This is a genomic window from Paenibacillus baimaensis (assembly GCF_025567575.1).
This window is the reverse complement of record NZ_JAOQIO010000001.1, coordinates 107,918-130,637: the sequence shown is the minus strand read 5'-3', so window position 1 is coordinate 130,637 and position 22,720 is coordinate 107,918. Positions and strand designations below refer to the sequence as shown.

Annotated in this window: 20 protein-coding genes; 16 read left to right on the top strand and 4 right to left on the bottom strand. The window is 45.1% G+C overall.

Going from position 1 to position 22,720, the window contains the following annotated elements; genetic code table 11:
* The first annotated feature begins 319 nt into the window (after positions 1–319).
* The 13 genes from OB236_RS00605 (at position 320) to yunB (ending at position 15,645) form a co-directional block, all read left to right on the top strand.
* Positions 320–1,180, top strand: a complete 861-nt coding sequence (locus OB236_RS00605) for an ABC transporter permease (RefSeq protein WP_408638393.1) — start codon at positions 320–322, stop codon at positions 1,178–1,180.
* A gap of 133 nt (positions 1,181–1,313) precedes the next feature.
* The gene (locus OB236_RS00600) at positions 1,314–2,192 is read left to right on the top strand and encodes a carbohydrate ABC transporter permease (RefSeq protein WP_262682097.1); all 879 of its coding nucleotides are present in this window, start codon (positions 1,314–1,316) and stop codon (positions 2,190–2,192) included.
* Positions 2,193–2,222: 30 nt separating this feature from the next.
* Complete coding sequence (locus OB236_RS00595) at positions 2,223–3,818, top strand: type 2 periplasmic-binding domain-containing protein (protein ID WP_262682096.1); 1,596 nt, start codon at positions 2,223–2,225, stop codon at positions 3,816–3,818.
* Positions 3,819–4,008: 190 nt separating this feature from the next.
* Complete coding sequence (gene gucD, locus OB236_RS00590) at positions 4,009–5,466, top strand: alpha-ketoglutaric semialdehyde dehydrogenase GucD (RefSeq protein ID WP_262682095.1); 1,458 nt, start codon at positions 4,009–4,011, stop codon at positions 5,464–5,466.
* 37 nt (positions 5,467–5,503) lie between these two features.
* Positions 5,504–6,184 (top strand): GntR family transcriptional regulator, encoded by a 681-nt coding sequence (locus tag OB236_RS00585; protein WP_076235578.1) that lies wholly within the window; start codon positions 5,504–5,506, stop codon positions 6,182–6,184.
* A 42-nt stretch (positions 6,185–6,226) separates the two neighbouring features.
* The gene (locus OB236_RS00580) at positions 6,227–7,129 is read left to right on the top strand and encodes a dihydrodipicolinate synthase family protein (protein ID WP_076235577.1); all 903 of its coding nucleotides are present in this window, start codon (positions 6,227–6,229) and stop codon (positions 7,127–7,129) included.
* 25 nt (positions 7,130–7,154) lie between these two features.
* Positions 7,155–8,324, top strand: coding sequence for a mandelate racemase/muconate lactonizing enzyme family protein (locus OB236_RS00575; RefSeq protein ID WP_262682094.1), 1,170 nt, complete (start codon positions 7,155–7,157; stop codon positions 8,322–8,324).
* A 46-nt stretch (positions 8,325–8,370) separates the two neighbouring features.
* Positions 8,371–9,885 carry an extracellular solute-binding protein gene (locus OB236_RS00570; RefSeq protein WP_262682093.1) on the top strand — a complete coding sequence of 505 codons (1,515 nt, stop codon included), beginning with the start codon at positions 8,371–8,373 and terminating at the stop codon, positions 9,883–9,885.
* A 234-nt stretch (positions 9,886–10,119) separates the two neighbouring features.
* Positions 10,120–11,079 carry an ABC transporter permease gene (locus OB236_RS00565; RefSeq protein ID WP_076235574.1) on the top strand — a complete coding sequence of 320 codons (960 nt, stop codon included), beginning with the start codon at positions 10,120–10,122 and terminating at the stop codon, positions 11,077–11,079.
* A 136-nt stretch (positions 11,080–11,215) separates the two neighbouring features.
* Positions 11,216–12,088: a carbohydrate ABC transporter permease gene (locus OB236_RS00560; RefSeq protein ID WP_262682092.1), complete on the top strand. Its 873-nt coding sequence runs from the start codon at positions 11,216–11,218 to the stop codon at positions 12,086–12,088.
* A 23-nt stretch (positions 12,089–12,111) separates the two neighbouring features.
* On the top strand, positions 12,112–13,668 hold the full coding sequence (locus OB236_RS00555; RefSeq protein WP_262682091.1) for an extracellular solute-binding protein: 1,557 nt from the start codon (positions 12,112–12,114) through the stop codon (positions 13,666–13,668).
* Positions 13,669–13,804: 136 nt separating this feature from the next.
* On the top strand, positions 13,805–14,617 hold the full coding sequence (locus OB236_RS00550; protein WP_262682090.1) for a sugar phosphate isomerase/epimerase family protein: 813 nt from the start codon (positions 13,805–13,807) through the stop codon (positions 14,615–14,617).
* Positions 14,618–14,856: 239 nt separating this feature from the next.
* Positions 14,857–15,645, top strand: a complete 789-nt coding sequence (gene yunB, locus OB236_RS00545) for a sporulation protein YunB (RefSeq protein ID WP_262682089.1) — start codon at positions 14,857–14,859, stop codon at positions 15,643–15,645.
* A 14-nt stretch (positions 15,646–15,659) separates the two neighbouring features.
* On the opposite strand, the gene OB236_RS00540 is transcribed toward yunB, so the two are convergent.
* Complete coding sequence (locus tag OB236_RS00540; protein ID WP_262682088.1) at positions 15,660–16,694, bottom strand: M23 family metallopeptidase; 1,035 nt, start codon at positions 16,692–16,694, stop codon at positions 15,660–15,662.
* Positions 16,695–16,906: 212 nt separating this feature from the next.
* On the opposite strand from OB236_RS00540, the gene larC2 reads away from it, so the two are divergent.
* Positions 16,907–17,416: a nickel pincer cofactor biosynthesis protein LarC2 gene (gene larC2 / locus OB236_RS00535; RefSeq protein ID WP_262682087.1), complete on the top strand. Its 510-nt coding sequence runs from the start codon at positions 16,907–16,909 to the stop codon at positions 17,414–17,416.
* An 88-nt stretch (positions 17,417–17,504) separates the two neighbouring features.
* Here larC2 and larC read toward each other — a convergent pair whose 3' ends face one another.
* Both larC and larB read right to left on the bottom strand, forming a co-directional pair.
* Complete coding sequence (gene larC, locus OB236_RS00530) at positions 17,505–18,620, bottom strand: nickel pincer cofactor biosynthesis protein LarC (protein ID WP_262682086.1); 1,116 nt, start codon at positions 18,618–18,620, stop codon at positions 17,505–17,507.
* Between the two features lie 2 nt (positions 18,621–18,622).
* Positions 18,623–19,414 (bottom strand): nickel pincer cofactor biosynthesis protein LarB, encoded by a 792-nt coding sequence (gene larB / locus OB236_RS00525; protein WP_262682085.1) that lies wholly within the window; start codon positions 19,412–19,414, stop codon positions 18,623–18,625.
* 125 nt (positions 19,415–19,539) lie between these two features.
* Here larB and lipA point away from each other — a divergent pair, with 125 nt between their 5' ends.
* Positions 19,540–20,445: a lipoyl synthase gene (lipA, locus tag OB236_RS00520; RefSeq protein WP_262682084.1), complete on the top strand. Its 906-nt coding sequence runs from the start codon at positions 19,540–19,542 to the stop codon at positions 20,443–20,445.
* A 127-nt stretch (positions 20,446–20,572) separates the two neighbouring features.
* Positions 20,573–21,070, top strand: coding sequence for a YutD family protein (locus OB236_RS00515; RefSeq protein WP_262682083.1), 498 nt, complete (start codon positions 20,573–20,575; stop codon positions 21,068–21,070).
* Between the two features lie 152 nt (positions 21,071–21,222).
* On the opposite strand, the gene OB236_RS00510 is transcribed toward OB236_RS00515, so the two are convergent.
* Complete coding sequence (locus OB236_RS00510; protein ID WP_262682082.1) at positions 21,223–22,242, bottom strand: hypothetical protein; 1,020 nt, start codon at positions 22,240–22,242, stop codon at positions 21,223–21,225.
* Positions 22,243–22,720: the final 478 nt, after the last annotated feature.

The following is a 22,720-nucleotide window of genomic DNA, read 5'->3' as shown; positions in this document are numbered from 1 at the left end:
CAATAGCAGCCAGAGGAATCCCTCATTCATGCAGCGGAACTTAATTATCACGTTTCTATGACCGCCAGGAGCTGATTCCTGGCGGTTTTTTGGCATGCATCATGAAAAAAGTAGATGCATCCAAAGAATTAGCGATATACGAAATTCGTGTAAGGGGATACATTGAGTAGGCAAACGAAGCACATGAAACCGTTGAAAGGAGTGTCTTGCATTGGCTAAGCAAACTGTGGTTACTGCGGGCCCGCCATCGATAAATGCGGGCTACAAAAAAACATCAAGCAGACGAAGTACCTTCAAAAAAGTTTTGCCTTACTATCTGATGTTTCTGCCGCCACTAATTTATTATCTGATTTTCAGATATGTACCCGTCGTTATGGCTGTCGTGATTTCGATGATGGACTATAATATCTACAAAGGAATACTTGCGAGTGAATGGGCGGGCCTCAAGCATTTTATCGATTTTTTCAATTCGGTCTATTTTGGAAGATTGCTGCGCAACACGTTGATGATCAACCTGTTGAATCTGGTGTTTGTGTTCCCTGCACCGATTATTTTCGCATTGCTGTTAAACGAGGTTCGCAATTCGTTTATTAAACGCACGGTGCAAACGATCAGCTACTTGCCTCATTTTGTTTCAACGGTTATTGTGGCCAGTATGGCGGTCACCTTCCTGTCACCTAGTGTGGGACTGGTCAATAATATTCTGGTGCAATTCGGCATGGAACGAACGAACTTTCTGCTGGATCCGAACTATTTCTGGGGAATCTATACTTTTATGGATTTGTGGAAAACGCTCGGCTGGTCAGCGATCCTGTACTTTGCCACATTAACGGGCATTAATACGGAATTGTACGAGGCGGCTAGAGTAGATGGCGCCAATCGCTGGCATCAAACGTGGAATATTACCCTTCCGGGTATCGCGCCTACCATTATAATTTTGTTCCTGCTGAAAATCGGACATATGCTGGAGATCGGCTATGAGCTGATCGTGCTCCTGTACAACCCCAATACGTACCTGACTGCAGATGTGATCGGTACCTATGTGTATCGCAGAGGGATATTGGATGCCAACTACAGCTTTGCTTCCGCTGTTGGACTATTTCAGTCGATCATGGGGCTGGTGCTGATTGTTATTGCCAATAAATTGGCCCGAAAATATTCGGAAACAAGCTTGTGGTAGCGCAAATGCTTACGAAGTCAGTTTTCTAACGAAAACTTGGCTAATGCTTACGAAGTCAGTTTTGCTGCGCAAAACTTTGAGGTAGATGCTTACGAAGTTAGTTTTCTTACGAAAACTTTTAGGAGGTAAAAGTATGGCTTTCCGGCGTATGACGCTTGGAGGATTGGCGTTCGGTTGTATCAATGCATTGATTCTCGGTTTGGTCGTTGTGATGACCTTGTATCCGTTCCTGTATGTTGTATCCGCCTCATTAAGCGAGCAGTTGTATATTCAGCAGGGAAGAATCGGGATCATCCCGATGGGCTTTCAGCTGGAGGCTTACCGAAGAGTGCTGGAGTTCCCGATGCTGGGACGCTCTTACCTGAATACGATCCTGTATACGGCGCTTGGAACCGCGATAAGCCTGATATTAACGGTTTGTGCGGCTTATCCGATGTCCAAGCGGGATCTGCCCGGTCGTAAATTAATGACTACTATCGTGCTGATTCCGATGCTGTTCGGTGGCGGCCTGATCCCGACCTTTCTCGTCGTGAATGCGCTTGGGATGCGGGATTCGATCTGGGCCATCGTGATTCCGGCGGCAGTAACCTCTTTTTATGTATTTATTCAGCGAACCTTTTTTGAGCAAATTCCTCTGGAGCTGGAGGATGCTGCCAAGATCGACGGGTGCTCGATGGTGCAAACATTGGTCAAAATCATTTTGCCGTTGGCGCTTCCGTCCTTGGTGACGATCGGTTTGTTCTATGCGGTCAACGAATGGAACAGCTTTTTCCCGGCGATGATTTATTTAAATGACGAGAATCTGTTTCCAGTGCAAATCCTGCTTCGAGCCATCGTGATTCAGAATCAGACTGACCAGGTATTGGTTGATGTGTTTGACGATAAAAATCTGCTAAGCGAATCGATCAAGTATTCAACTTTGGTAGTAGCGACATTACCCATTCTGATGGTGTATCCTTTCATTCAAAAATATTTTGTTCAAGGCTCCATGATGGGATCTATTAAAGGCTGATCATTACTCATACTAAAGGGAGGCGTTAACATGAAAAAAGCAAGATGGATGAAAGGAATGACTGGTGTATTATTAGCATCGGTTGCATTGGCAGGCTGTCAGAGTGGAGGTCAGGAAAAAGCAGTGGTGACTCCGGATGCCAAGGCAGGGGAAGCCGGGAAGGCCGCGAATGCGAATGGCAAGATTCTAGATAAACAGATCGAGGTCAGTGTGTATATGAGGCCGAGACCTGAATCAGTCGAATCCAATGAGCTGCTGTGGATGAAGCCGATTTCGGAGAAAACCAACGTCAATTTCAAATGGCTGAAGGCTCCTGCCGATGCCAATGACTATATCGAAAAGTTTAATCTTACGCTAGCTGGCGGAACACTGCCTGACCTGATGGAGGCACCGCCGGATTTGTTGAACAAAGGCGGAGAGAACGGCGTATTTGAACCATTGAACAAGCTGATCGACCAGAACATGCCTAATTTCAAGAAGCTGATTGAGCAAAACCCGGCAGTTTTGAAGGATATCAAATCCGATGACGGCAACATTTACTTTTTTCCGCAAATCTCTGCTGTCAAAACGATCAACCTACAGATATTCCGTCAGGACTGGCTCGATAATCTTGGTTTGAAAGCACCGAAAACAACCGAGGAAATGTATCAGGTACTGAAGGCATTCAAGGAAAAGGATCCGAATGGCAACGGCAAGAACGATGAAATTCCTTTCACGACAAGAAGCAAGATCAAGGGACTGCTGCCTTTCATCGAGCCTTTTGGTGTATCATTTGAAGAGGATTTTTATGTGGATAACGGTCAGGTCAAATACACGTACACCGATCCCAGATTAAAGGCTGCGCTTGAGTACACGGCGATGCTCTACAAGGAAGGTCTGATCGACAAGGAATATATAACGAATGATCAGAAAATCTGGGAGTCGAGATTTACCAATGAAGTGTCGGGTGCCACCTTTGATTCCTTTCCACGGATCGAAGCGCTGGAGAAGCTGGTTGGCAAGGCAAATCCGAAGGTCAATTTAACCGGTTTGACGCCTCTACAGGGGCCTACAGGCATCGCTCCTTATACCAAAAGCCAGCAAAATCTGATCAAGAACGGCTTTGGCATCAGCTCCAAATCGAAATTCAAAGCTGAAATTGCCAAAGTACAGGATTGGTTCTACAGTCCAGAGGGCCAATTGGCCATGAACTTCGGTAAACTAGGTGAAACGTACACGATGGACAATAATGAACCCAAGTATACGGATCTGGTGATGAAGGATAAAAACAACTCACCGTTGATTAAGATGTATGAACTGGGACACCGCGAGTTTGCCTATCAGTGGGATATCCGCTACGAGAATGCCATGGTAACGCCAAAGCTGGCGCAAATCCGTGACTCCATCACACCTTTTATTAAACCGAAGTACCCGGTTGCCCTTTCCTTCAAGCAGCAGGAGCGTGACGTGCTCAACTCCAAGTTCACGGAAATAACCACTTATAAAGATGAGATGCTGAACAAATTCATTATTGGCTCAGAGCCGATCAGCAAGTTTGACGATTATGTGAAGCAGATCGACAAGATGGGTATTGACGCCGTTGTGAAAATCCAGCAAGCCTCCTATGACCGCTACGCAAAAAGATAAAGGAACGAATCAGCCTTCGCTGTCTGCCCATTGCGGTAGAAGCGGGGGCTGATTGTGCAGAGATGGACAAATGTTGTACGAATAGAAGATGCAGCAGAGGAGAAAAGGATTGACGAAGCTGCCTTCTTCATTTAATATCTGATATATCAGATATCAAATATGAAAACCAAGTGAGGATGTGTGTGTAACGATGAGCGATACAACGGCGTTTACAGCTTTGAATTACATTGGAGGTCAGTGGCAGCCAGCCCTTACCGGAAAGTTGGATGCCAGCCTGAATCCTGCAAATAAGGGCGAGGTCGTAGGCTATTTGCAAAGCTCTGATCAGGCAGATGTCGATTTGGCCGTTCAGGCAGCCAAGAATGCGCGTATAGTCTGGAGAAAGCTGGCAGGATCGGCTAGGGGCGACTTTTTATATAAAGCAGCGAATATCGTAGAACAGCATATCAACGAGATTGCTGAAACGATGACTCGGGAAATGGGCAAGACCTTTGCCGAAGCCAAGGGCGAAACAGCCCGGGGTGTGGCTATTCTGCGCTATTATGCCGGTGAAGGGATGCGTAAGGTGGGGGATGTCATTCCATCAACGGACAGTGAGGCGATGATGTTTACCACTCGTGTTCCTTTGGGTGTCGTTGCTGTCGTTACACCATGGAATTTCCCGGTAGCGATTCCGATTTGGAAGATGGCGCCTGCTCTGGTCTACGGAAATACGGTCGTGCTGAAGCCTGCAAGTGAAACTGCCCTTACGGCAGCCAAAGTTATTCAATGCTTTCATGAAGCCGGGTTCCCGAGCGGTGTCGTCAATATGGTGACAGGTAAAGGCTCAATAATCGGTCCGGCGCTTACTGAGCACCCGGAAGTTAATGGAATCACCTTCACAGGCTCCAATACGGTTGGCAAAGGAATTGCGGTGGGGGCAATCGCCCGCGGCGCCAAGTATCAACTGGAAATGGGCGGCAAAAACCCCGTGATCGTAGCCGCGGATGCAGACCTGGATTTGGCTGTGGAGGCAACGATCAGTGGAGGACTTCGTTCTACAGGGCAGAAATGTACGGCAACCAGTCGTGTCATCGTGCAGAACGAGATTTATGAACCGTTTGTAACGAAGCTATTGGAAAGAGTCAAGCAGCTGCAGATGGGTGACGGTATGAGTCCGCAAACCTGGATGGGGCCGTGTGCAAGCGAGAATCAGTACAACAATGTACTTTCCTATATCCGTCAAGGCGTGGAGGAAGGCGCTATACTGCTGTATGGAGGTGGCAAGCCTAAAGGCCTGGACAATGGCTACTACGTTGAGCCGACCATCTTTGCTCAGGTTACATCCAAAATGACTATTGCCCAGGAAGAAATATTCGGACCGGTGCTGGCCTTGATCAAGGTGGAGTCGCTGGAGGAAGCGATTGAGGCAGCCAATGATGTCGAATTCGGGCTTAGCGCCTCGATTTTCACACAAAATATTGGCCACATGCTCTCATTCATCAGCGAGATGGATGCTGGTCTTGTCAGAATCAATGCAGAAAGTGCAGGCGTTGAGCTGCAGGCACCGTTCGGCGGCATGAAGCAGTCCAGCTCGCATTCGCGAGAGCAGGGTCAAGCGGCCATTGAGTTTTATACATCAATCAAAACCGTATTTGTAAAAGCATAGCAACTGCGGCTTGTAGCATAGAAGGAGGCTAACAACTATGGATTCGGACCAGATGGCAGAAGAAAACGCAATACAAACAAAGTCGATTCGTGACGTTGTTTATGAAAGATTGAAAGATGCTATCATATCCGAGCAGTACAAGCCGGGGCATCATCTGAAGGAGCGGGAGCTCGCCAAGCTGTATGGAATCAGTACAACACCGCTGAAGGAGGCGCTTCGCCGTCTGGAGCAGGAGGGGCTTGTGACAACCAGCGCAAGACGGGGGACCTTTGTTTCCAGTGACATCATGAATTCCGTTGAGGAAATTAACTGGGCCCGGTCCGCACTGGAGGGCGTGGCAGCAAGGTTGGCAGCTTTGAAAATATCGGATGATGAAATCAGCCAGCTTGGAGCTGTTGTCGATCAAATGAAGCAGTTCACGGAAAGTAAAGACGCTGAGAAGTTGCTGATACTCAATGCGGATTTTCACAAACTGATTCGCACGTGTGCGAAGAACAACTATATTTTTCAACAAATTGAAGCGATTCATTCGTTCGACAGATCTTTCCGCAGGAAGGCATTGTCTCATGAAGAAGAGCTGGAGAGAGGCTTTCAGGAGCATGTGCAGATTTACAGGCAAATTTGCGCAAGAAACGCAGATGGGGCGGAGCACGCGATGATTTCCCACATCCGGCGTACGATTGTATTTATTAAGGGAAATGCTCAACCTGCTGAATAATTCAAATCATCTATAACTACTAGAAAGAAGGCGAAAGTGGCCATGACAACCTCGATACAGTCCAGGCTCAAAGGTATTAACGCAATTAATGTAACTCCGTTTGATAATCAGTTGGAGATCGATTGGGAATCCTTGAAGCGAAATGTGAACTTTTTGCTGGATCGCGGTATTCAGGCGATCTACCCATGCGGCAATACCGGTGAATTTTATGCGTTAACGCTGCAAGAAGCCAAGGAGGTTACAACCTTCGTTACCGAGGCAATAGCCAAACGCAGCCTTGTGATTGCAGGCGTTGGATACGATGCGAAAACAGCCAGCGAATTGGCAGCGCACGCGGAGCAGGCAGGGGCAGACGGTATTATGGTTCATCAGCCTGTGCATCCGTACTTGCTGTCTGCGGGCTTGATCGCCTACTACAAACAAATTGCTGCATCGACCAAGCTGCCGATGATCTTGTATGTACGCAGTGAGCAGATTACCTCGGAGGTATTGGCAGAGGTTGCTGAGCTGCCGAATGTGATTGCGGTCAAATATGCTGTGAACAATCCCCCATCCTTTAGAAAAGCCGTGGAGGCGGTGAAGAAGGATATTGTCTGGATCTGCGGGACGGCTGAAATGTGGGCACCTTCCTTTTATGCGGCTGGAGCTGAAGGATTCACCTCAGGTATGGTCAATGTCGATACTGAGCGTTCTTTTGCCATGCTGGAAGCGCTTCAGGCAGGTAACTATAAGCAGGCGATGGACGTGTGGACGGATATATTACCATTTGAAGAGCTGCGTGAAACGAATAAAAATGGCAATAATGTCAGTGTTGTGAAGGAAGCGATGTACCAGCTGGGTCTCATATCCAATAGTGCAGTTCGCCCTCCGATTGCTCTGCTGCAGGACAGTGAAAAAAGCAGAGTTACAGAAATTTTGAAATTATGGAAATTAAAATCATACTAAAATTGTTCATAAAGGAGCTAACAAGATGAAAATTTCAGATATTCGTTTAACGGTAGTCGGCATTCCAAGAACTACAGGATTTGTGAGCAAGCATGTGATTGTTGAGCTAATGACCGACGAGGGTGTGACTGGAATCGGTGAGATGTCGGATTTCTCGCATCTCCCCCACTATTCGCTGAATGTTGATGATTTGACACACTCCCTGAAAGATATTGTACTAGGCAAAAATCCATTTGATATCTCGTTAATCAATAAAGAATTGACAGCTAATTTCCCCGAAGCGATGTTTTATTATGAAAAAGGTAATTTTATCCGTAACGGCGTTGACGCGGCTCTGCATGATCTGTGCGCGAAGGCTTTAAATATTTCCGTTGCTGATTTCATCGGAGGCCGCATTCAGGATAAAATCAAGGTTTGCTTTCCGATCTTTAGACATCGCTTCATGGAAGAGGTTGAGGAAAATCTTGAGGTCGTCAGGAAGCGCTTTGCCCAGGGGTTTGATACGTACCGCCTGTATGTCGGTAAAAATCTCGATGCAGATGAAGCTTTCCTCGATGGTGTGAAAAGTGAATTCGGCTCCAAGGTGACGATAAAGTCGCTCGACTTCAGCCATTTGCTGGATTGGAAGATGGCATTGCGGGCGGTTAAGCGCCTATCCCAATATGATTTTCAAATGGTCGAAAGTCCTGCCGTTCAAAATGATTTCGACGGACTGCATCATTTCCGGATGAAATGCGAGCATTTGGTCAGTGAGCATGTGTGGAGCTTCCGCCAGCAATACGAAATGATTCGTCACGATTCCGTAGATATTTTCAACATTTCACCTATTTTTATTGGTGGATTGACGAGCGCCAGAAAAGCAGCGGCCGCAGCAGAGGTTGCAGGCAAAGGCTGCCTGATGGGTACGACTCAGGAACTATCGATTGGAACCGCAGCGATGGCGCATCTGGGCAGCTCTTTAATCAATCTGAATTATACCTCGGATCCTACCGGGCCTGAATTATACATCGGTGATATTGTCAAAAAACCGGTGAAGTATGAGAACGGTTACTTGTTGGTTCCCGGTCGTGATGTGCCGGGACTCGGGATGGAGCTGGACTGGGACTTAATTGAGAAGTACCGGGTTCCCGATCTGAGCTGGGGCACCATATCCGTCCATCAACTGCAGGACCGTACCGCACAAACCAAATCGTAATAGACGGATTTTTTGACGATAATTCGACAGCAGAGGATGAATACAAATGATAAGCAAACGTTGGGTGGCCGGTACGTGTACGGTCTTATTAGCTGCAAGTGTAGCAGCAGGATGCAGTAATACGGAGAAAGCAAACACACTTGCAGTTGAAGATAAGGATAGCAAGCCCTATGAGTTGACGATAGGGCTTCGTCAGGTCGGGGATATCCCGACCAAAGGAAATGAAGTCGAGACAGCTATCGAGAAATATACAAATACCAAATTATCCATACAGTGGATTCCGCAGGCTGCTTTTGATGATAAGGTGAACATCATGATCGCCTCCAATGAATTGCCCAAGATCATCAAGGTAAATTACGTTCCAAGCATTATTAACGCAGCAAAAGATGGGGTTTTTTGGGAGCTTGGTCCTTATATTAAGGATTACAAAAATTTAGCCGCCCAGAATCAGCAATATTACGACAATATCAAGGTCGAGAACAAAATTTATGGAATTCCCAATTATCGTGACATTGGACGTGCTGCTATCGTTTTTCGTAAGGATTGGTTTGACACAACAGGTTTGAAGCTTCCGGTCACACTGGATGATTGGTACAACGTTATGAAAACGTTCACATTGGGTGATCCAGATAAAAACGGAAAAAATGATACCTATGGTACGGTCTTATTCAAGAGCTATAATTCCGGGACACAGCCGGTTATCACCAGACTTGCAGTCAGTGTCGGCGGTGTCAATAGATGGGGTGAAGATAAAGGGAAATTTACACCTGAATTTATGACACAGCCTTATTTGGATACTTTAAAATTATTCAGAAAACTATACGATGAAAAGCTCATTAACCAGGATTTCCCTGCCTTTGATGTAACTGAAGCGGATAAAATGATGTACGACGGACGTGTCGGCATCCGACTGAATGTTTCTGCCCAGAACGGACAGGGGTATCAGGTTGCCATGTCCAAAACCAATCCTTCCGCTGTATGGGATGTCGAGCCCTTCAAAGGTCCAAGCGGTATTCGAATTGCAGGAGAGCCAGGAAATTTTGGTTTTCTCGCGATTCCCAAATCATCCGTAAAAACAGAGGCTGAACTCAAAAAGGTTTTGACCTTCATGGATAAATTGATGGACGAGTCGATGTCCACGCTTCAAATGCGAGGGATAGAAGGAAAGCACTATACCAAAATTGATGGAAATAAAACGGAATATAAGGATTTTAGTTCATTTCAAAGGGAAGTTAAGCCTTATCGCGATGCTTTACTGAATATTGAAGGCTACAATGTCGCCGATCTGAAGGATATTCCCATTGCAGAAAAAGGTACCAAGCTGGCACGTGAAGATATCAAATATGCGGTTCCAAATCCTGCATTAACTTTATCTTCAGCTACGTACTCAGAGCGTGGTAATGAACTTGATCTGTTGATCAGAGATGCAGAAACCAAATATATTGTGGGCAAAATTGATGACGCAGGCTTCCAAGCAGAAATTGAAAAATGGAAAAAAAGCGGCGGGGATAAAGTGATCAAGGAATATGAAGAATCGTTTGCTAAATCGAGTAAAAAGTAAGAAAAGCAAAAAGCAGCTTGTATAACAGCCAGCTGCTTTTAATTTAGATAATTACAGGTAATATCTAGTTGAATAAATCTAAAATTGGGATATTGGTATGCAGAATCGTACATTTAGAGGGCTAAACATTGGTTTCAGACAATAAGTTAAATTCAAACTATAGCATGTTACGGCAAATCGAAACATAATGAGATCAACAAGCAAGCTGAACAATAATGGTCAGGAGGACAACTTATGAATTCACAGATTGAAGCAGATGCAATTAGAAGCAGGACTAGATCGATCAGGCGTAGTCCTCTCTTGAAGGATTTAATCAGGGACAAATGGATGTACTTTATGCTGCTGCCAGGAGTGATTTATTTTATTATTTTTAGGTATGTACCGATGTATGGAGTCATTATTGCTTTTCAGGATTATAAGCCTCATCTCGGTATGTTAAATAGCAGTTGGGTCGGCATGAAGCATTTTGAACGCTTTTTCAGTGAACCACAGTTTTGGGAGTTGTTTCGGAATACGGCACTGCTGGCAGTGTATAACCTGGCCTTCTTTTTCCCGCTGCCGATTGTGTTATCGTTAATGATGAATGAAGTCAGAAGAGAACGCTTCAAAAGATGGGTGCAGACTTTGATCTATGTGCCGCATTTTGTCTCATGGGTCGTTGTAGTTGGTGTATTTTATATGCTGCTTACAACAGAGGGCGGTATCATTAATGAATTGCTGTTTCTTGTAACCGGTGTTAAAATCGCATTTTTGCTCGAGCCCGAATGGTTTAGGACGATGATTGTAACGCAATCGATATGGAAAGAGGTAGGCTGGGGAACGATTATTTTCTTAGCTGCGCTGTCTGGAGTCGATCTTCAATTGTATGAAGCTGCACGGATGGATGGAGCGAATCGCTGGAGACAAGTGTGGCACATTACACTGCCTGCCATCCGGGGAACGATTGTTATCCTGCTTATATTACGCCTCGGTTCTTTTATGGATTCCGGATTTGAGCACATTTTCCTTATGCTGACATCAACGAATCGCGAGGTAGGGGAAGTATTTGACACCTACGTATATGTGAAGGGCTTAACACAATCACAGTTCAGCTACAGTGCCGCAGTCGGATTATTCAAATCGGCGATTGGTCTGGTGTTGGTCATGGGAGCTAACTGGATGGCCAAGAAATTCGGTGAAGAAGGCGTATACTAACTGAACAAGGCAGATGCTTACGAAGAAAGTTTTCTACGAAAATACAGATGATGCTTACGAAGAAAGTTTGCTCTGCAAACAAGGCAGATGCTTACGAAGAAAGTTTTCTACGAAAACTTGAAGGAGGAACAACCCGATGAATCATGATCGTACAGTAGGTAATAAAATTTTCGACGGCGTGAATTACGTGCTTCTCGCACTGATCAGCCTCGCAACCATACTTCCTTTTATTTACATTTTAGCTGTGTCGTTTACAAGTCCTCATGAGGTAGCCAAAGGCGGCTTTATCCTGTTTCCCAAGGAATTTTCGCTGTCTGCCTACAAGTATATTTTCTCTACAGATACTTTAGTTCGGAGTTTACTTGTATCCGTTTACATTACAGTCGTAGGAACCTTCATCAACCTCCTGCTGACCTCCTTAATGGCTTATCCATTGGCACGGCAGACGCTTCGTGGTCGTCAAATTATTTTGATGGCAGTTTTGTTTACGATGCTGTTCAGCGGCGGTTTGATTCCTACGTATTTTGTAGTTAAGGCGATGGGTTTAACGAATTCCTTATGGTCATTGATGATTCCTAATGCGATTAGCGCATTTAATCTGATCGTGCTGAAAAACTTTTTCCAGCAAATCCCCGATGGGCTTGAGGATTCTGCCCGAATCGACGGGTGCAGCGATGTTGGCGTTTTGTTCAGGATTGTGCTGCCTTTATCGATGCCTGCGATGGCTACGTTCGGTATGTTCTATGCGGTTACGCATTGGAATCAATTTTTCAGTGCGATCATGTACATTAATGATAACAACAAATGGCCGGTGCAGGTGCTGCTGCGCGAGATCGTTATTTTGGCACAAAGCCGGATTGGGGATACAGGCTTCGATGAAACTGAAATTCAACCGTTAACGATTCGGATGGCAGTCATCGTATTTGCCACTTTGCCTATACTGGCCGTTTATCCGTTTTTGCAAAAGCATTTTGCCAAGGGAGTCATGCTCGGATCGGTTAAAGGATAAAGTTAATCGTAAAGGAGAAGATGATGAAGCCAAGCGAAAAGCGAGACAAACAGCCAAAGTCGAAAATAAATTCCGGATTGAAGCTGCTGGCAGGCGCGCTCGTAGTAACGACCTCGCTAACGGCTTGTGGCGGTGGTGGTGCTTCAGTTAGTAAACAACCTGGAGGCGGGAAAGAAAGTCAAACACCAATGACGATCAATATTGCACTTGCCCAGGTTGGTGATATTCCGAACAAAGACAGCGAAGTGGAGCAATTGATCGAGAAATACACGAATACCAAGTTGAATATTCAGTGGATTCCGAACGCCGCATACGATGATAAGGTAAACGTGATGATTGCATCCAACGAAATGCCGCAGCTCCTCAAAATACAGTATACACCCAGCACCATCAGTTTCATGCAGTCGGGACTGTTTTGGGAAGTAGGTCCGTATCTGAAGGATTATAAAAATTTGTCAGCGCAGAGCGAGCAGTTTTTCGATAACATTAGGGTCGATGGAAAAATGTACGGGGTTCCTATTTTCTCGGAAATCGCACGTGCGGCGATAGTGTACCGGAAGGATTGGCTGGATGGTCTCGGGCTCAAGCTACCCAAAACCACGGATGACTGGTACCAGGTGATCAAAGCGATGACATTGAATGACCCCGATAAAAATGGGAAGAACGACACGTATGGGATGGTGCTGTTCAAAAAATATAATGAAGGCCAGGCCTCGCTGTTGACTCGATTTGCCGTAGGATTGGGCGGATCTAATAAATGGTCGTTAGTGAATGGCAGCTTTGAGCCGGAGTTCACCTCCAAGGAATATAATGATGTGTTAAAGCTGTTCAAACGACTATACGAGGAAAAGCTGATCAATCAGGACTTTGCCGTTTTTGATGCAACTGAAGCCGAAAAGCTGTTTGACTCCGGTCGGGCTGGTATCAAAATAGCGGTTGCTCAAACTGCCAAAAGCCAGCAGGATCGTTTATCTAAGGTAGATCCCAAAGGAATCGTTGATGTAGAGCCTTTGAATGGTCCAAAGGGAATTCGTGTTGCAGGACAAACGGGTAATTCGGGCATCTACGTCATTCCCAAATCAACAGTAAAAACCGAAGCCGAAGTCAGGAAGCTGTTAACGTTTCTGGATAACGTCATGAACCCTGAAGCCACTACGGTTCTGCAGCGCGGTATCGAAGGCAAGCATTATGTGAAAACAGCCGATAACCAGGCGGAGTTTACCGATCTGACTGCTTACCAGAGGGAAGTCAAGCCTTTTCGAGATAATCTTCCCTACATCGAGGGTTATAACAGCTTACCGCTGAAGGACATCCCGATCGGTGAGAAGGGGATTGCGGTTGCGAAGGACAATACGAAGTATTCGATCGCCAATCCGGCGCTTACGCTGAATTCAGAGACTTATACGGAGCGCGGGAAAGAGCTGGAGCAGATGATTTGGGATGCACAAACCAAATACATTATGGGCAAGCTTGACGATGCAGGCTGGCAGGCCGAGATTGAAAAGTGGAAGAAGGCCGGTGGCTCCAAAATTATTGAGGAGTACAAAGCCGATTACGAGAAAACGAACAAGAAAAAATAACGATTTTGAAAGGCTGCACACTGAAAGGGCGTATGTAAACAATCTCTTGTGCCATCAAGGGATTGTTTGCGCTTTATAGCTGTCCGAAAAACTGGTATCATGTGAACCAGAATGTATGGAAATGGAGTGTATAGAAATGTCAGTTGGAATATTGGCTCATAATGTAGGTCCTCAACCCTTCGCGCAGCTCGCAGCCAAGGTCGCATCTTATCGCTTTAACTATGTGCAGCTGGCGCTGTCCAAGGCCATCACAGATGTCGACTGCAGCTTGGGCAAGCTTAGCCCCGGTTTGGCCAATGCAATAGGAGAAGCCTTTGATAAACAGGGTGTAGGCATACCTGTATTGGGTTGTTATATGGACTTGATTGAACTTGACGATACGAAGTGGCGGCATAACGTAGACCGCTTCAAGGAGCATCTGCGTTATGCACGCCAGTTTGGTGCCTCGATTGTTGCTACTGAAACGGGTGTACCTGTAGTTCAAGATCAGGATCGGAATTGGCGGCGTTTGCGTTCAGCGGTTGAGGAAATGGCTGAGGAAGCGGAAAAATTCGGTATCATGGTCGGAATGGAGGTCGCTTCAAGTCATATCGTAGGTACAGCGGGAGATCTGGCACAGTTGATTGATGAGGTACCTTCTTCCAATATCGGCGTGGTGATGGATCCGTGTAATCTAATGACCCAGGATAACTATGAGCGTCAGCATGAAATTATGCAGGAAGCGTTCCGCCTGTTGGGTCATCGTGTGGTCAGCGCACATTCGAAGGATATCAAGCTGGATGCCGACGGCAAGCTGCAAACCGTTTCCTCGGGACAAGGTATATTAAACTATCCGATGTTCATCGAGCTGCTGAACCAATATAAGCCGCTATCCTATGTAACTTTGGAAAATGCCCAGGAGCCCTACACGAGCGATGCCCGTGATTTTGTGCTTAAGCAGCGGGGTTAGGCTGTAAATTGTAAATAAGAGTAGAACAAGAGCCGTGTAACCATAGCGGCTCTTTTTGGCCTGGATTGAATGAAGTCAACAACATCCAGCATACTCACAGTGTTAGCGATGTCATCGGGAACAAATCCTTTTCTTCTTTTTCAGTTGGCAGCGGCATAGGCTTTAGGGAAGTACATGCTAATTAGAGCGAGCCTTATAAAGCCAGTTTTGCTGTACAAAACTTTTAGGAGGTCCCTGCCATGCTGGTGCTGAAGCGAAGATGGAGAAGCAAACCCGTTGGCACCAAAAAATTAAAACGCAACCTGATCATCATTGCTCTCATTGTGCTGCTATTTACCTTGCAAATGTTTATTTATATTGAAAAGAACTTAAAGCCTCCGCTGGCCAGTCTGGCCAAAATTCGGGTGAAACAGATCGCTACGCAATCCATCAATTCAGCCATTTCCGACAGGATTGCACAGAGCACCAATTTTGAAAAGCTGATTGATTGGCGGACAGACAATAACGGTAAAATTACTGGGTTTATGCTGAACTATTCCGAGCATATGAAAATAACTGCCGATACGATCAAAACCGTCCAGAGTCAGCTTACCAATCTGCAGGCTTTTCCAGAGCATATCCCTTTAGGGCAAGCACTAAACAGTCCGATTCTTGCTTCGTTCGGCCCCAATATTCCTATAAAGTTTGTGCCTGCGGGTGCTGTTAAGGTCGATTTAAGCACACGCTATCAGAATGCAGGCATTAACATGCTGCTCGTAGAGGTGTACCTTCGCATTATCGCCGAGGTGACCATTATTATCCCGATGGACACCGTACCGGAAGTGGTGGAAACTGAGGTACCGATTTCGTATGCACTTGTAGTGGGTGATGTACCGACTTATTATTTTGACGGCAAAGGGAACCAGGTGAACAGCTCTCAGGCTCCGGCACTGCCCTCGGGCTTATCGCTTCCCAAGCTGCCATTGGTCCCTTCCAAGGAAACCGCTCCTCATGAGGCAGGGGAAGCTGGCAGCGTAGTCAAGCCATGATGAATTACATGTGCTCATTTCTTTTTACGAATTCGTTCCTCGCGCTCCCATTTACGCAGATGGGGGTAGGGATCGAATGACCAATCCGTCAAGCCGTTATCGCGGTAAAGTCCATAATGTAAATGTGAAGGAAATTTACCGGATGTACCCTGCTTGCCATACCCTGAGCTGCCTACCCAACCTATAATCTGACCAGCCTTGACGATATCTCCTTCCTTGACCTCTTTGTTGAAGCCTGATAAATGCGCATAGTAATGATACACATTATTTAAATCGCGGATGCCAACTCTCCAGCCCCCGTATACATTCCAGCCCATAACCTCGATAATGCCATAAGCAGCACTGCGCACAGGAACTCCATAGCCCGCAAATAGGTCGGTACCTTCATGGATACGATAACCGCCCCAGCCACGGCTGGCTCCCCAAGTACTGCGGTATGAATAGTCGGCGTTCAGCGGCATGACAAAGGTGTGTTCGTGCAAATCAAGCGTTTCGAATTCTGCATACAGCCTTGCAAACTGCTCGATGCGCTCCACACTACGTGTATTTTGATAATACTCCCACAATCCAATTCGCAGGTCCTCGTCGCCAGAGCCTTGCTTTAACAAATAGTTGGCTATGGCATACAGCCTGTCCAGCTCGTTCAAGCGGTCTGCTTTTCCATCACCAGAGCCATCCTTGCCGATTCCGTCAAACAAAGCAATACTGGATTCATTGGTATCCGAGTGATCAGGATTCATCATGCCGCACCACTGCAGCTCTGTAAAGGTGAGAGCGATCAGTCCGTCGCTATTCGGGCGTTTACGTGTGAGTTGAATGGTACGCTCATATTGGTCTATACCTGCGAATATGTACCAGGGTATTCCGGTTACTGTACTGATTTTATCGAATAAATCTTTTCTTTCGGCGAATACAGCGCTAAGGCTCTTGGGCTCTGCGGCAGGCTGAGAGGGTGGATTTGCTGCTGCATATATCGGAAAAGACGTCCCTAGCAGAATGCTTCCGCATATGAATACTTTAAGGAACCCACGTATCCCGATTGCTTTCATGATGTTTTCCTCCATATCCGGACATGATGGCTGTGTACGTCCGCTCAAATTGGTGTTAGTAGGTTATGTTGGAAGTGCTGCTTTTATCCGCGCATACAAACTTGAGGTACAGATTCTCAGCACAGCTTATTTTTGGTAGAATCAAGGTTAAGAGCAGAACTTACCTTGAACGTTGGGTAGGGGACCTGGTACTGAAGAAAGAGGGATGCAGGATGGGATTTGAACACCGTGAAGAGCACATAGATGAAGATATGCTGCTCATTCAGGCCAATATTGACGATATGAATCCGGAGATTTGTCCTTATGTTACCGATCGTTTATTTGCTGCAGGAGCAAATGATGTGTACTGGATACCGATTATTATGAAAAAAGGCCGACCCGGTATGATGTTGAATGTGCTTATAGATGAACGGAAGCTGCAATCGATAGAAGAAGTGATTTTTAGTGAAACAACAACGATTGGTCTTCGTTATTTGCGGGCATCCTGCCATAGGCTGGGACGGGCATTTGAGCAGGTTTCCACACCGTGGGGCATGATCAATGTTAAAATCGGATATCACCGCGGCGAAATGGTTCAATTTGCCCCGGAATTCAAAGAATGCGAGCAGGCTGCGCTCGCACATGGCATCCCTTTGAAACAGGTTTATGAAGAGGTAAAACGGCAGTTTCTACATAGAGGCAGGCGAGAAAACGAGGGGTCAGCTGCAAGTAGTGAGGAGTAGGATAGGTATGGAAAAGAACTAAAAGGAAAAAGGACACCTGAGGAAAAGTTTCTTCCTGTTGGTGTCCTTTTTGTCTAAGCTGTCTGGTTTATTGCTTGAGGTCTGGAGGAATATCCGTACACTCACCATGAATGGAAGGATCATGTTTATGATTCTGATGATCGTGATCGGAATCAAGATCATTATGGGAATGAGTATGTGAGTGATCATGGGAATGGCTATGAGGCTGCTCAATCATACGAAAGCGTCCTTGAACCTGGTTACGCAAGTGACTGTGCTCCTGCTCATGACTGTGATCATGGGAATGCTCATGTCCATGACTATGCTCGTGATCATGGGAATGATCGTGTCCATGACTGTGCCCGTGGTCGTGACTATGCTCATGACCATGGTCCTTATGATGCTGCTCGTGTTCATGCAAGTGTCCATGTTTTTGGATTTCTTGATGCGGGACTTGGTATTTAGGTATAAAAGGGTCCGTTTTTCCAATTACGACACGAAGCACGTTCGGTTGGTTCGGCAAGTCTCGGGTACCAGCACCATATCCGATGGTTTCAACAATCATCGAAGGAAAACCTTTGGAGAATTCATCCACTATGCCAGCAATGATGCCGGCACCTGTTGGTGTTGTCATTTCCATGCTGTAAGCGGTTGGAGCGATAGGAAGCCCACGCATCATTTCCAAGGTTGCAGGTGCCGGAACCGGATAGATCCCGTGGTCGCAATTAACCGTTCCTGAGCCCAGAGGCACTGGAGAGGACCATATTTTCTCGACCTCTAACGAATCCAAGGCAAGTGCAACACCGATCACATCCACGATAGAATCGATGGCGCCGACCTCGTGAAAATGAACGGTTTCAATCGGGATATTATGGATTTTGGCTTCGGCAATAGCAATTTTCTCAAATATAGCTGAGCTTAATGCGACAACACGATCGTTAAAGCCGCAGCTGTTAATGATTTTTACAATTTCCGAATAATGCCGATGGTAGGTCGGCGGTGAATGGGGATCGAGTATAACGTCCATTTTCAACGCAGATATCCCTTTTTTATTAACACGCTTCCACTCCAGAGAAAAAGGCTCGATCTGAATCTTGCTCAATTCCTCCTCGATATAATGACGATCAGCACCCGCATCGACGAGGGCTGCCAGGCTCATATCTCCACTGATCCCTGAAAAGCAGTCAAAAAATGCTATTTTCATCGTTAATCCCTCTTTGTCGTATTTTTATGTATTAATGCGGCATTATAACCGGCACCAAAGCCGTTATCAATATTGACTACGGATACGCCTGGTGCGCAGGAATTAAGCATAGCCAGAAGTGCAGCCACGCCATGAAAGCTGGCACCGTAGCCTACACTCGTAGGAACGGCAATAACGGGCTTGGAAACGAGACCGCCAAGAACACTGACCAGAGCGCCTTCCATACCTGCTGCAACGACGATGGCATTGGCTCCGCGAATAACGTCAAGCTTACGGAATAGTCTATGTATACCGGCAACACCTACATCATACACCCGCTCCACGCGGCAGCCCATATTTTCAGCTGTCAAAGCAGCTTCCTCGGCAACGAAGAGATCGGAGGTTCCAGCGCATACGACTGCAATATAACCGTCGGTCTTGGGCATACGCGCAGCCTGATCCTTATACCATGTCAGTACACGAGCATCCTCGTGATAGGTAATCCCGGGAATCGCCTGCTGCACAAAATCCGCCTTTTCCTTGCTTACACGTGTTGCCAACACGCGGTCCAAATGGTCCATCATTTTAAGAAAGATCGCCGTGACTTGCTCAGCCGATTTATTTTCCCCGTAAATAACCTCAGGAAAGCCGGTCCTGCGTTCCCTATCGATATCCAGCTGTGCATAGCCAAGATCCTCGATACGATCGCTTGCCTGACTTTGTTTACTCATGAATTCCTCGAGATGCTTTTGCGCTTCTGCAACGTCCAAATCTCCGGAACGAACGTGTTTAAGTATGGATTCCAGATTTATCATATAAAGCCTATGCCTCCAAAGTGACAGTTGAGCTCTGCCCGTTAATTGTTGTCCTTATCCAGTTTAACACAAATAAAAGCGAATGTGGATTGTTAGCTCTTTCGTGATATAATAGCTTCATAAGCTTGGAATATGCCACGGAAAGCAGGGACGACACAATGTCTACACCAGTTGAACGTAAGCCCGATTGGTTAAAAATTAAACTGACTACAGGTGAGAATTTTAAAGAATTAAAAAATATGATGCGCGACAAAACACTACATACGGTTTGTGAAGAAGCCAAATGTCCGAATATTCATGAGTGCTGGGCGAATCGCACGGCCACTTTTATGATACTTGGTGATATTTGCACACGCGCATGCCGTTTTTGTGCTGTTAATTCAGGTTTGCCGACTGAGCTTGATCTTCAAGAGCCGGAGCGTGTGGCCGAGGCATCAGAGCAAATGGGGCTTAAACACGTTGTAGTTACTTCCGTAGCGAGAGATGATCTGGCTGACGGAGGTTCTTCGATATTTGCTGCTACCATTAGAGCGATTCGCAAACGGCTGCCGATGTGTGGTGTCGAAGTGCTGATTCCCGATTTTTTGGGTAATGAAGAATCGCTTCGGACCGTGCTGGCCGCCAAACCGGATATTTTGAACCATAATATCGAAACTGTGGAGCGTCTATCCGATAAAGTACGATCCAAGGCCAAATACAGCCGTACCTTGGAGCTGCTTGCAAGGTCGAAAAAAATTGCGCCGGAAATCCCGACGAAGGCCAGTATCATGCTTGGACTTGGAGAAGAATGGTCCGAGATTCTTCAAACTATGGACGACTTGCGCGCAGTAGGCTGCAATATCATGACAATCGGTCAATATTTACAACCATCCGTCAAACATTTAAAGGTAAAAAAATATTATACACCGGAGCAATTTGCAGAGCTGAAAATCGAAGGCATGAAGCGCGGCTTCAGCCATGTCGAATCCGGACCCTTGGTGCGCAGCTCGTATCATGCGCATGAACAAGTTAAATCGGCGCAGCAAAACTAGGTTTGCCTACGGCAAAACTTTAAGAGAAATGCTTACGAAGTCAGTTTTGCCTACGGCAAAACTTTAAGAGAAAATGCTTACGAAGTCAGTTTTGCCTACGGCAAAACTTTAAGGAGGGGAAAACCAAATGATTTTTATCGCCAACAAAACCTACGAGGTGGTCGTTGACCACAAAAATGGCTGGAAGCCAGATGCCTTTAAAGAGCGATTCAGTGAAGTCCTGGAGCGCTATGACTATATTGTTGGGGATTGGGGCTACAATCAACTGCGTATGCGCGGTTTTTTTAAGGACAGCCATCCGAAAGCTACCAAGGAATCGATGATTGCTACGTTTCAGGATTATTTGAATGAATATTGTAATTTCGGCTGCGCGTATTTCATTATTGAAAAGGTACCTTCCAAGCATCAGCCTAACCAGCAGCCAACAGATGATGTTGAATCGGAAGAACGGGAAATCGGTGTGGCTGCTGGTCTTGAACAACCAGAGGTTCTGGCGCAGGACCAGCAGGAGGATTCCTTACCCCCTCAGGCACCTACTCCTCGCCAGCAGCGCCAGCATCATCAGCGAAAATCTTATTCCAATAAGCATCAGAACCACCAATCGAATCATCCAAAACCATCATGAAAAAAGGCCAGCCTTTATAAAGAAACGGGTTCCCTTTTGAGGTGCAAATAAAATTTTGACACTTGTTTTGGTAAGAAAATGAATAACAAATAACCAAAAGGACAGCGTTTTATTGGCTGTCCTTTTGGTTTTACAATCAAATATTATTTTGTTTATCCAATTAATTCATGGCATTCAACTTGGAATTCATGAGGTTTATCTAAGAATAGATAAACATGATCAACCATTTGTCGCTTTCCAAACAGACGGATAACAGTAATCTTACTTTTCAAACGAATAAGTACATTGGGTTCTATAACAAGGGGCGTAATTGATGTTTTCAAATCTTTTTTAGCTAATTTCTCAAACTTAATCATAGAGACAGACTCAATATTATCTATATCAATATACGATAAGATTTGAATGCCATACTGAATTCTTATTTCTTGTTTTGAAACTAAGATTGGATTTAAACACATAGCTCTGTAATCAGAAATTAATAAGATAATGACATATATATTTCCTAATGAAAGAATCCATGCAACGGTATGTGACCATTGCATAAGAAGAATATGAACACACGCACCTTCAATTAACAGTATCTTAGATAATATCAATATTGTTATAAGCCAGCTTGAATTTGTATGATAACTAAATGAAGTAGAAGCAGTTCGTAAATACGGCTTTTTTCTCCAAGAGAATAAAGCGTAGTAAAAGACAGATGCATCATGAACAAGTAAAGATGTTATTTTGGAATTGCTGAATGTTGCTTCAAGACTTTTCCGAAGCGTTTCTATCGGGTGGGAACCAACTGTAATATTGCGTCTAAAATTAATTATGATTTGATAGATTTTATAAATCTCATAACAAAGGAACATAAGTTCCATTGGTATGAGAGTATATTTTACAACTTCAAGTGTTCCTTGACCTGTAATGGGTATAATCAATACTAAAGCGATATAGCCTAAAAGAGCGAAGGGAAGAATCGCTATGATTTTTTTGTTTAAGTTTCGATAAATAAGAAAGTAAAGTAATAAAGGTATTACAACAACAAAATCTAACGAAATACCAATGGTCAGGAGTTGATCATTCTCTTTAAACAGTACAGAATTAACAATAACTAGGTCAAATAGGATTATAAATAAGCTTACACCAATGAAATAACTCACGTTATTTTTATAAAGTTTGAACATGGTTTAAACACTCCTTTCAATAGATATCTAAATCTAATATAGAGCAAAATGATAATTTTTCCAAATTTATTGCAACTCGTCTGTATTTATCCAAATGGAATCAAATGACTTTGAAGCCAGAGTCCTTGTTTCATGACGTTCTAAAAATTCTAAACAACGCCTATATAGCCATTTCAATTTTGTATAGTAAGTTTTAGAACCGATTTGCAAAATTTGACATGTTCGCTTACGGGTGTTCGGTTAAGAAGAGCTAACGCCAAAGAATGTAATACGTCATTACGTTGTTGATGATAACCAAAAGATTGTTTTCGTTTTGGAAGTACATTCGTAATCTTTTGAATCTATGTTGGTGCAATTATCCCGATGAAACTCATATTCTGGCTCAATATCTTGAATTCTTCCAATCGTTTCTAATCTCGCTATCTCCTCACAAGCAGACCAGTTGGACATTGTGTTTATTAAACAATACCAAGTCATA

Bases quoted from the DNA above. Each gene is read 5' to 3' on its own strand.
- OB236_RS00605 (WP_408638393.1), top strand. From the start codon at position 320: ATGTTTCTGCCGCCACTAATTTATTATCTGATTTTCAGATATGTACCC.
- OB236_RS00600 (WP_262682097.1), top strand. From the start codon at position 1,314: ATGGCTTTCCGGCGTATGACGCTTGGAGGATTGGCGTTCGGTTGTATC.
- OB236_RS00595 (WP_262682096.1), top strand. From the start codon at position 2,223: ATGAAAAAAGCAAGATGGATGAAAGGAATGACTGGTGTATTATTAGCA.
- gucD (WP_262682095.1), top strand. From the start codon at position 4,009: ATGAGCGATACAACGGCGTTTACAGCTTTGAATTACATTGGAGGTCAG.
- OB236_RS00585 (WP_076235578.1), top strand. From the start codon at position 5,504: ATGGATTCGGACCAGATGGCAGAAGAAAACGCAATACAAACAAAGTCG.
- OB236_RS00580 (WP_076235577.1), top strand. From the start codon at position 6,227: ATGACAACCTCGATACAGTCCAGGCTCAAAGGTATTAACGCAATTAAT.
- OB236_RS00575 (WP_262682094.1), top strand. From the start codon at position 7,155: ATGAAAATTTCAGATATTCGTTTAACGGTAGTCGGCATTCCAAGAACT.
- OB236_RS00570 (WP_262682093.1), top strand. From the start codon at position 8,371: ATGATAAGCAAACGTTGGGTGGCCGGTACGTGTACGGTCTTATTAGCT.
- OB236_RS00565 (WP_076235574.1), top strand. From the start codon at position 10,120: ATGAATTCACAGATTGAAGCAGATGCAATTAGAAGCAGGACTAGATCG.
- OB236_RS00560 (WP_262682092.1), top strand. From the start codon at position 11,216: ATGAATCATGATCGTACAGTAGGTAATAAAATTTTCGACGGCGTGAAT.
- OB236_RS00555 (WP_262682091.1), top strand. From the start codon at position 12,112: ATGAAGCCAAGCGAAAAGCGAGACAAACAGCCAAAGTCGAAAATAAAT.
- OB236_RS00550 (WP_262682090.1), top strand. From the start codon at position 13,805: ATGTCAGTTGGAATATTGGCTCATAATGTAGGTCCTCAACCCTTCGCG.
- yunB (WP_262682089.1), top strand. From the start codon at position 14,857: ATGCTGGTGCTGAAGCGAAGATGGAGAAGCAAACCCGTTGGCACCAAA.
- OB236_RS00540 (WP_262682088.1), bottom strand. From the start codon at position 16,694: ATGAAAGCAATCGGGATACGTGGGTTCCTTAAAGTATTCATATGCGGA.
- larC2 (WP_262682087.1), top strand. From the start codon at position 16,907: ATGGGATTTGAACACCGTGAAGAGCACATAGATGAAGATATGCTGCTC.
- larC (WP_262682086.1), bottom strand. From the start codon at position 18,620: ATGAAAATAGCATTTTTTGACTGCTTTTCAGGGATCAGTGGAGATATG.
- larB (WP_262682085.1), bottom strand. From the start codon at position 19,414: ATGATAAATCTGGAATCCATACTTAAACACGTTCGTTCCGGAGATTTG.
- OB236_RS00515 (WP_262682083.1), top strand. From the start codon at position 20,573: ATGATTTTTATCGCCAACAAAACCTACGAGGTGGTCGTTGACCACAAA.
- OB236_RS00510 (WP_262682082.1), bottom strand. From the start codon at position 22,242: ATGTTCAAACTTTATAAAAATAACGTGAGTTATTTCATTGGTGTAAGC.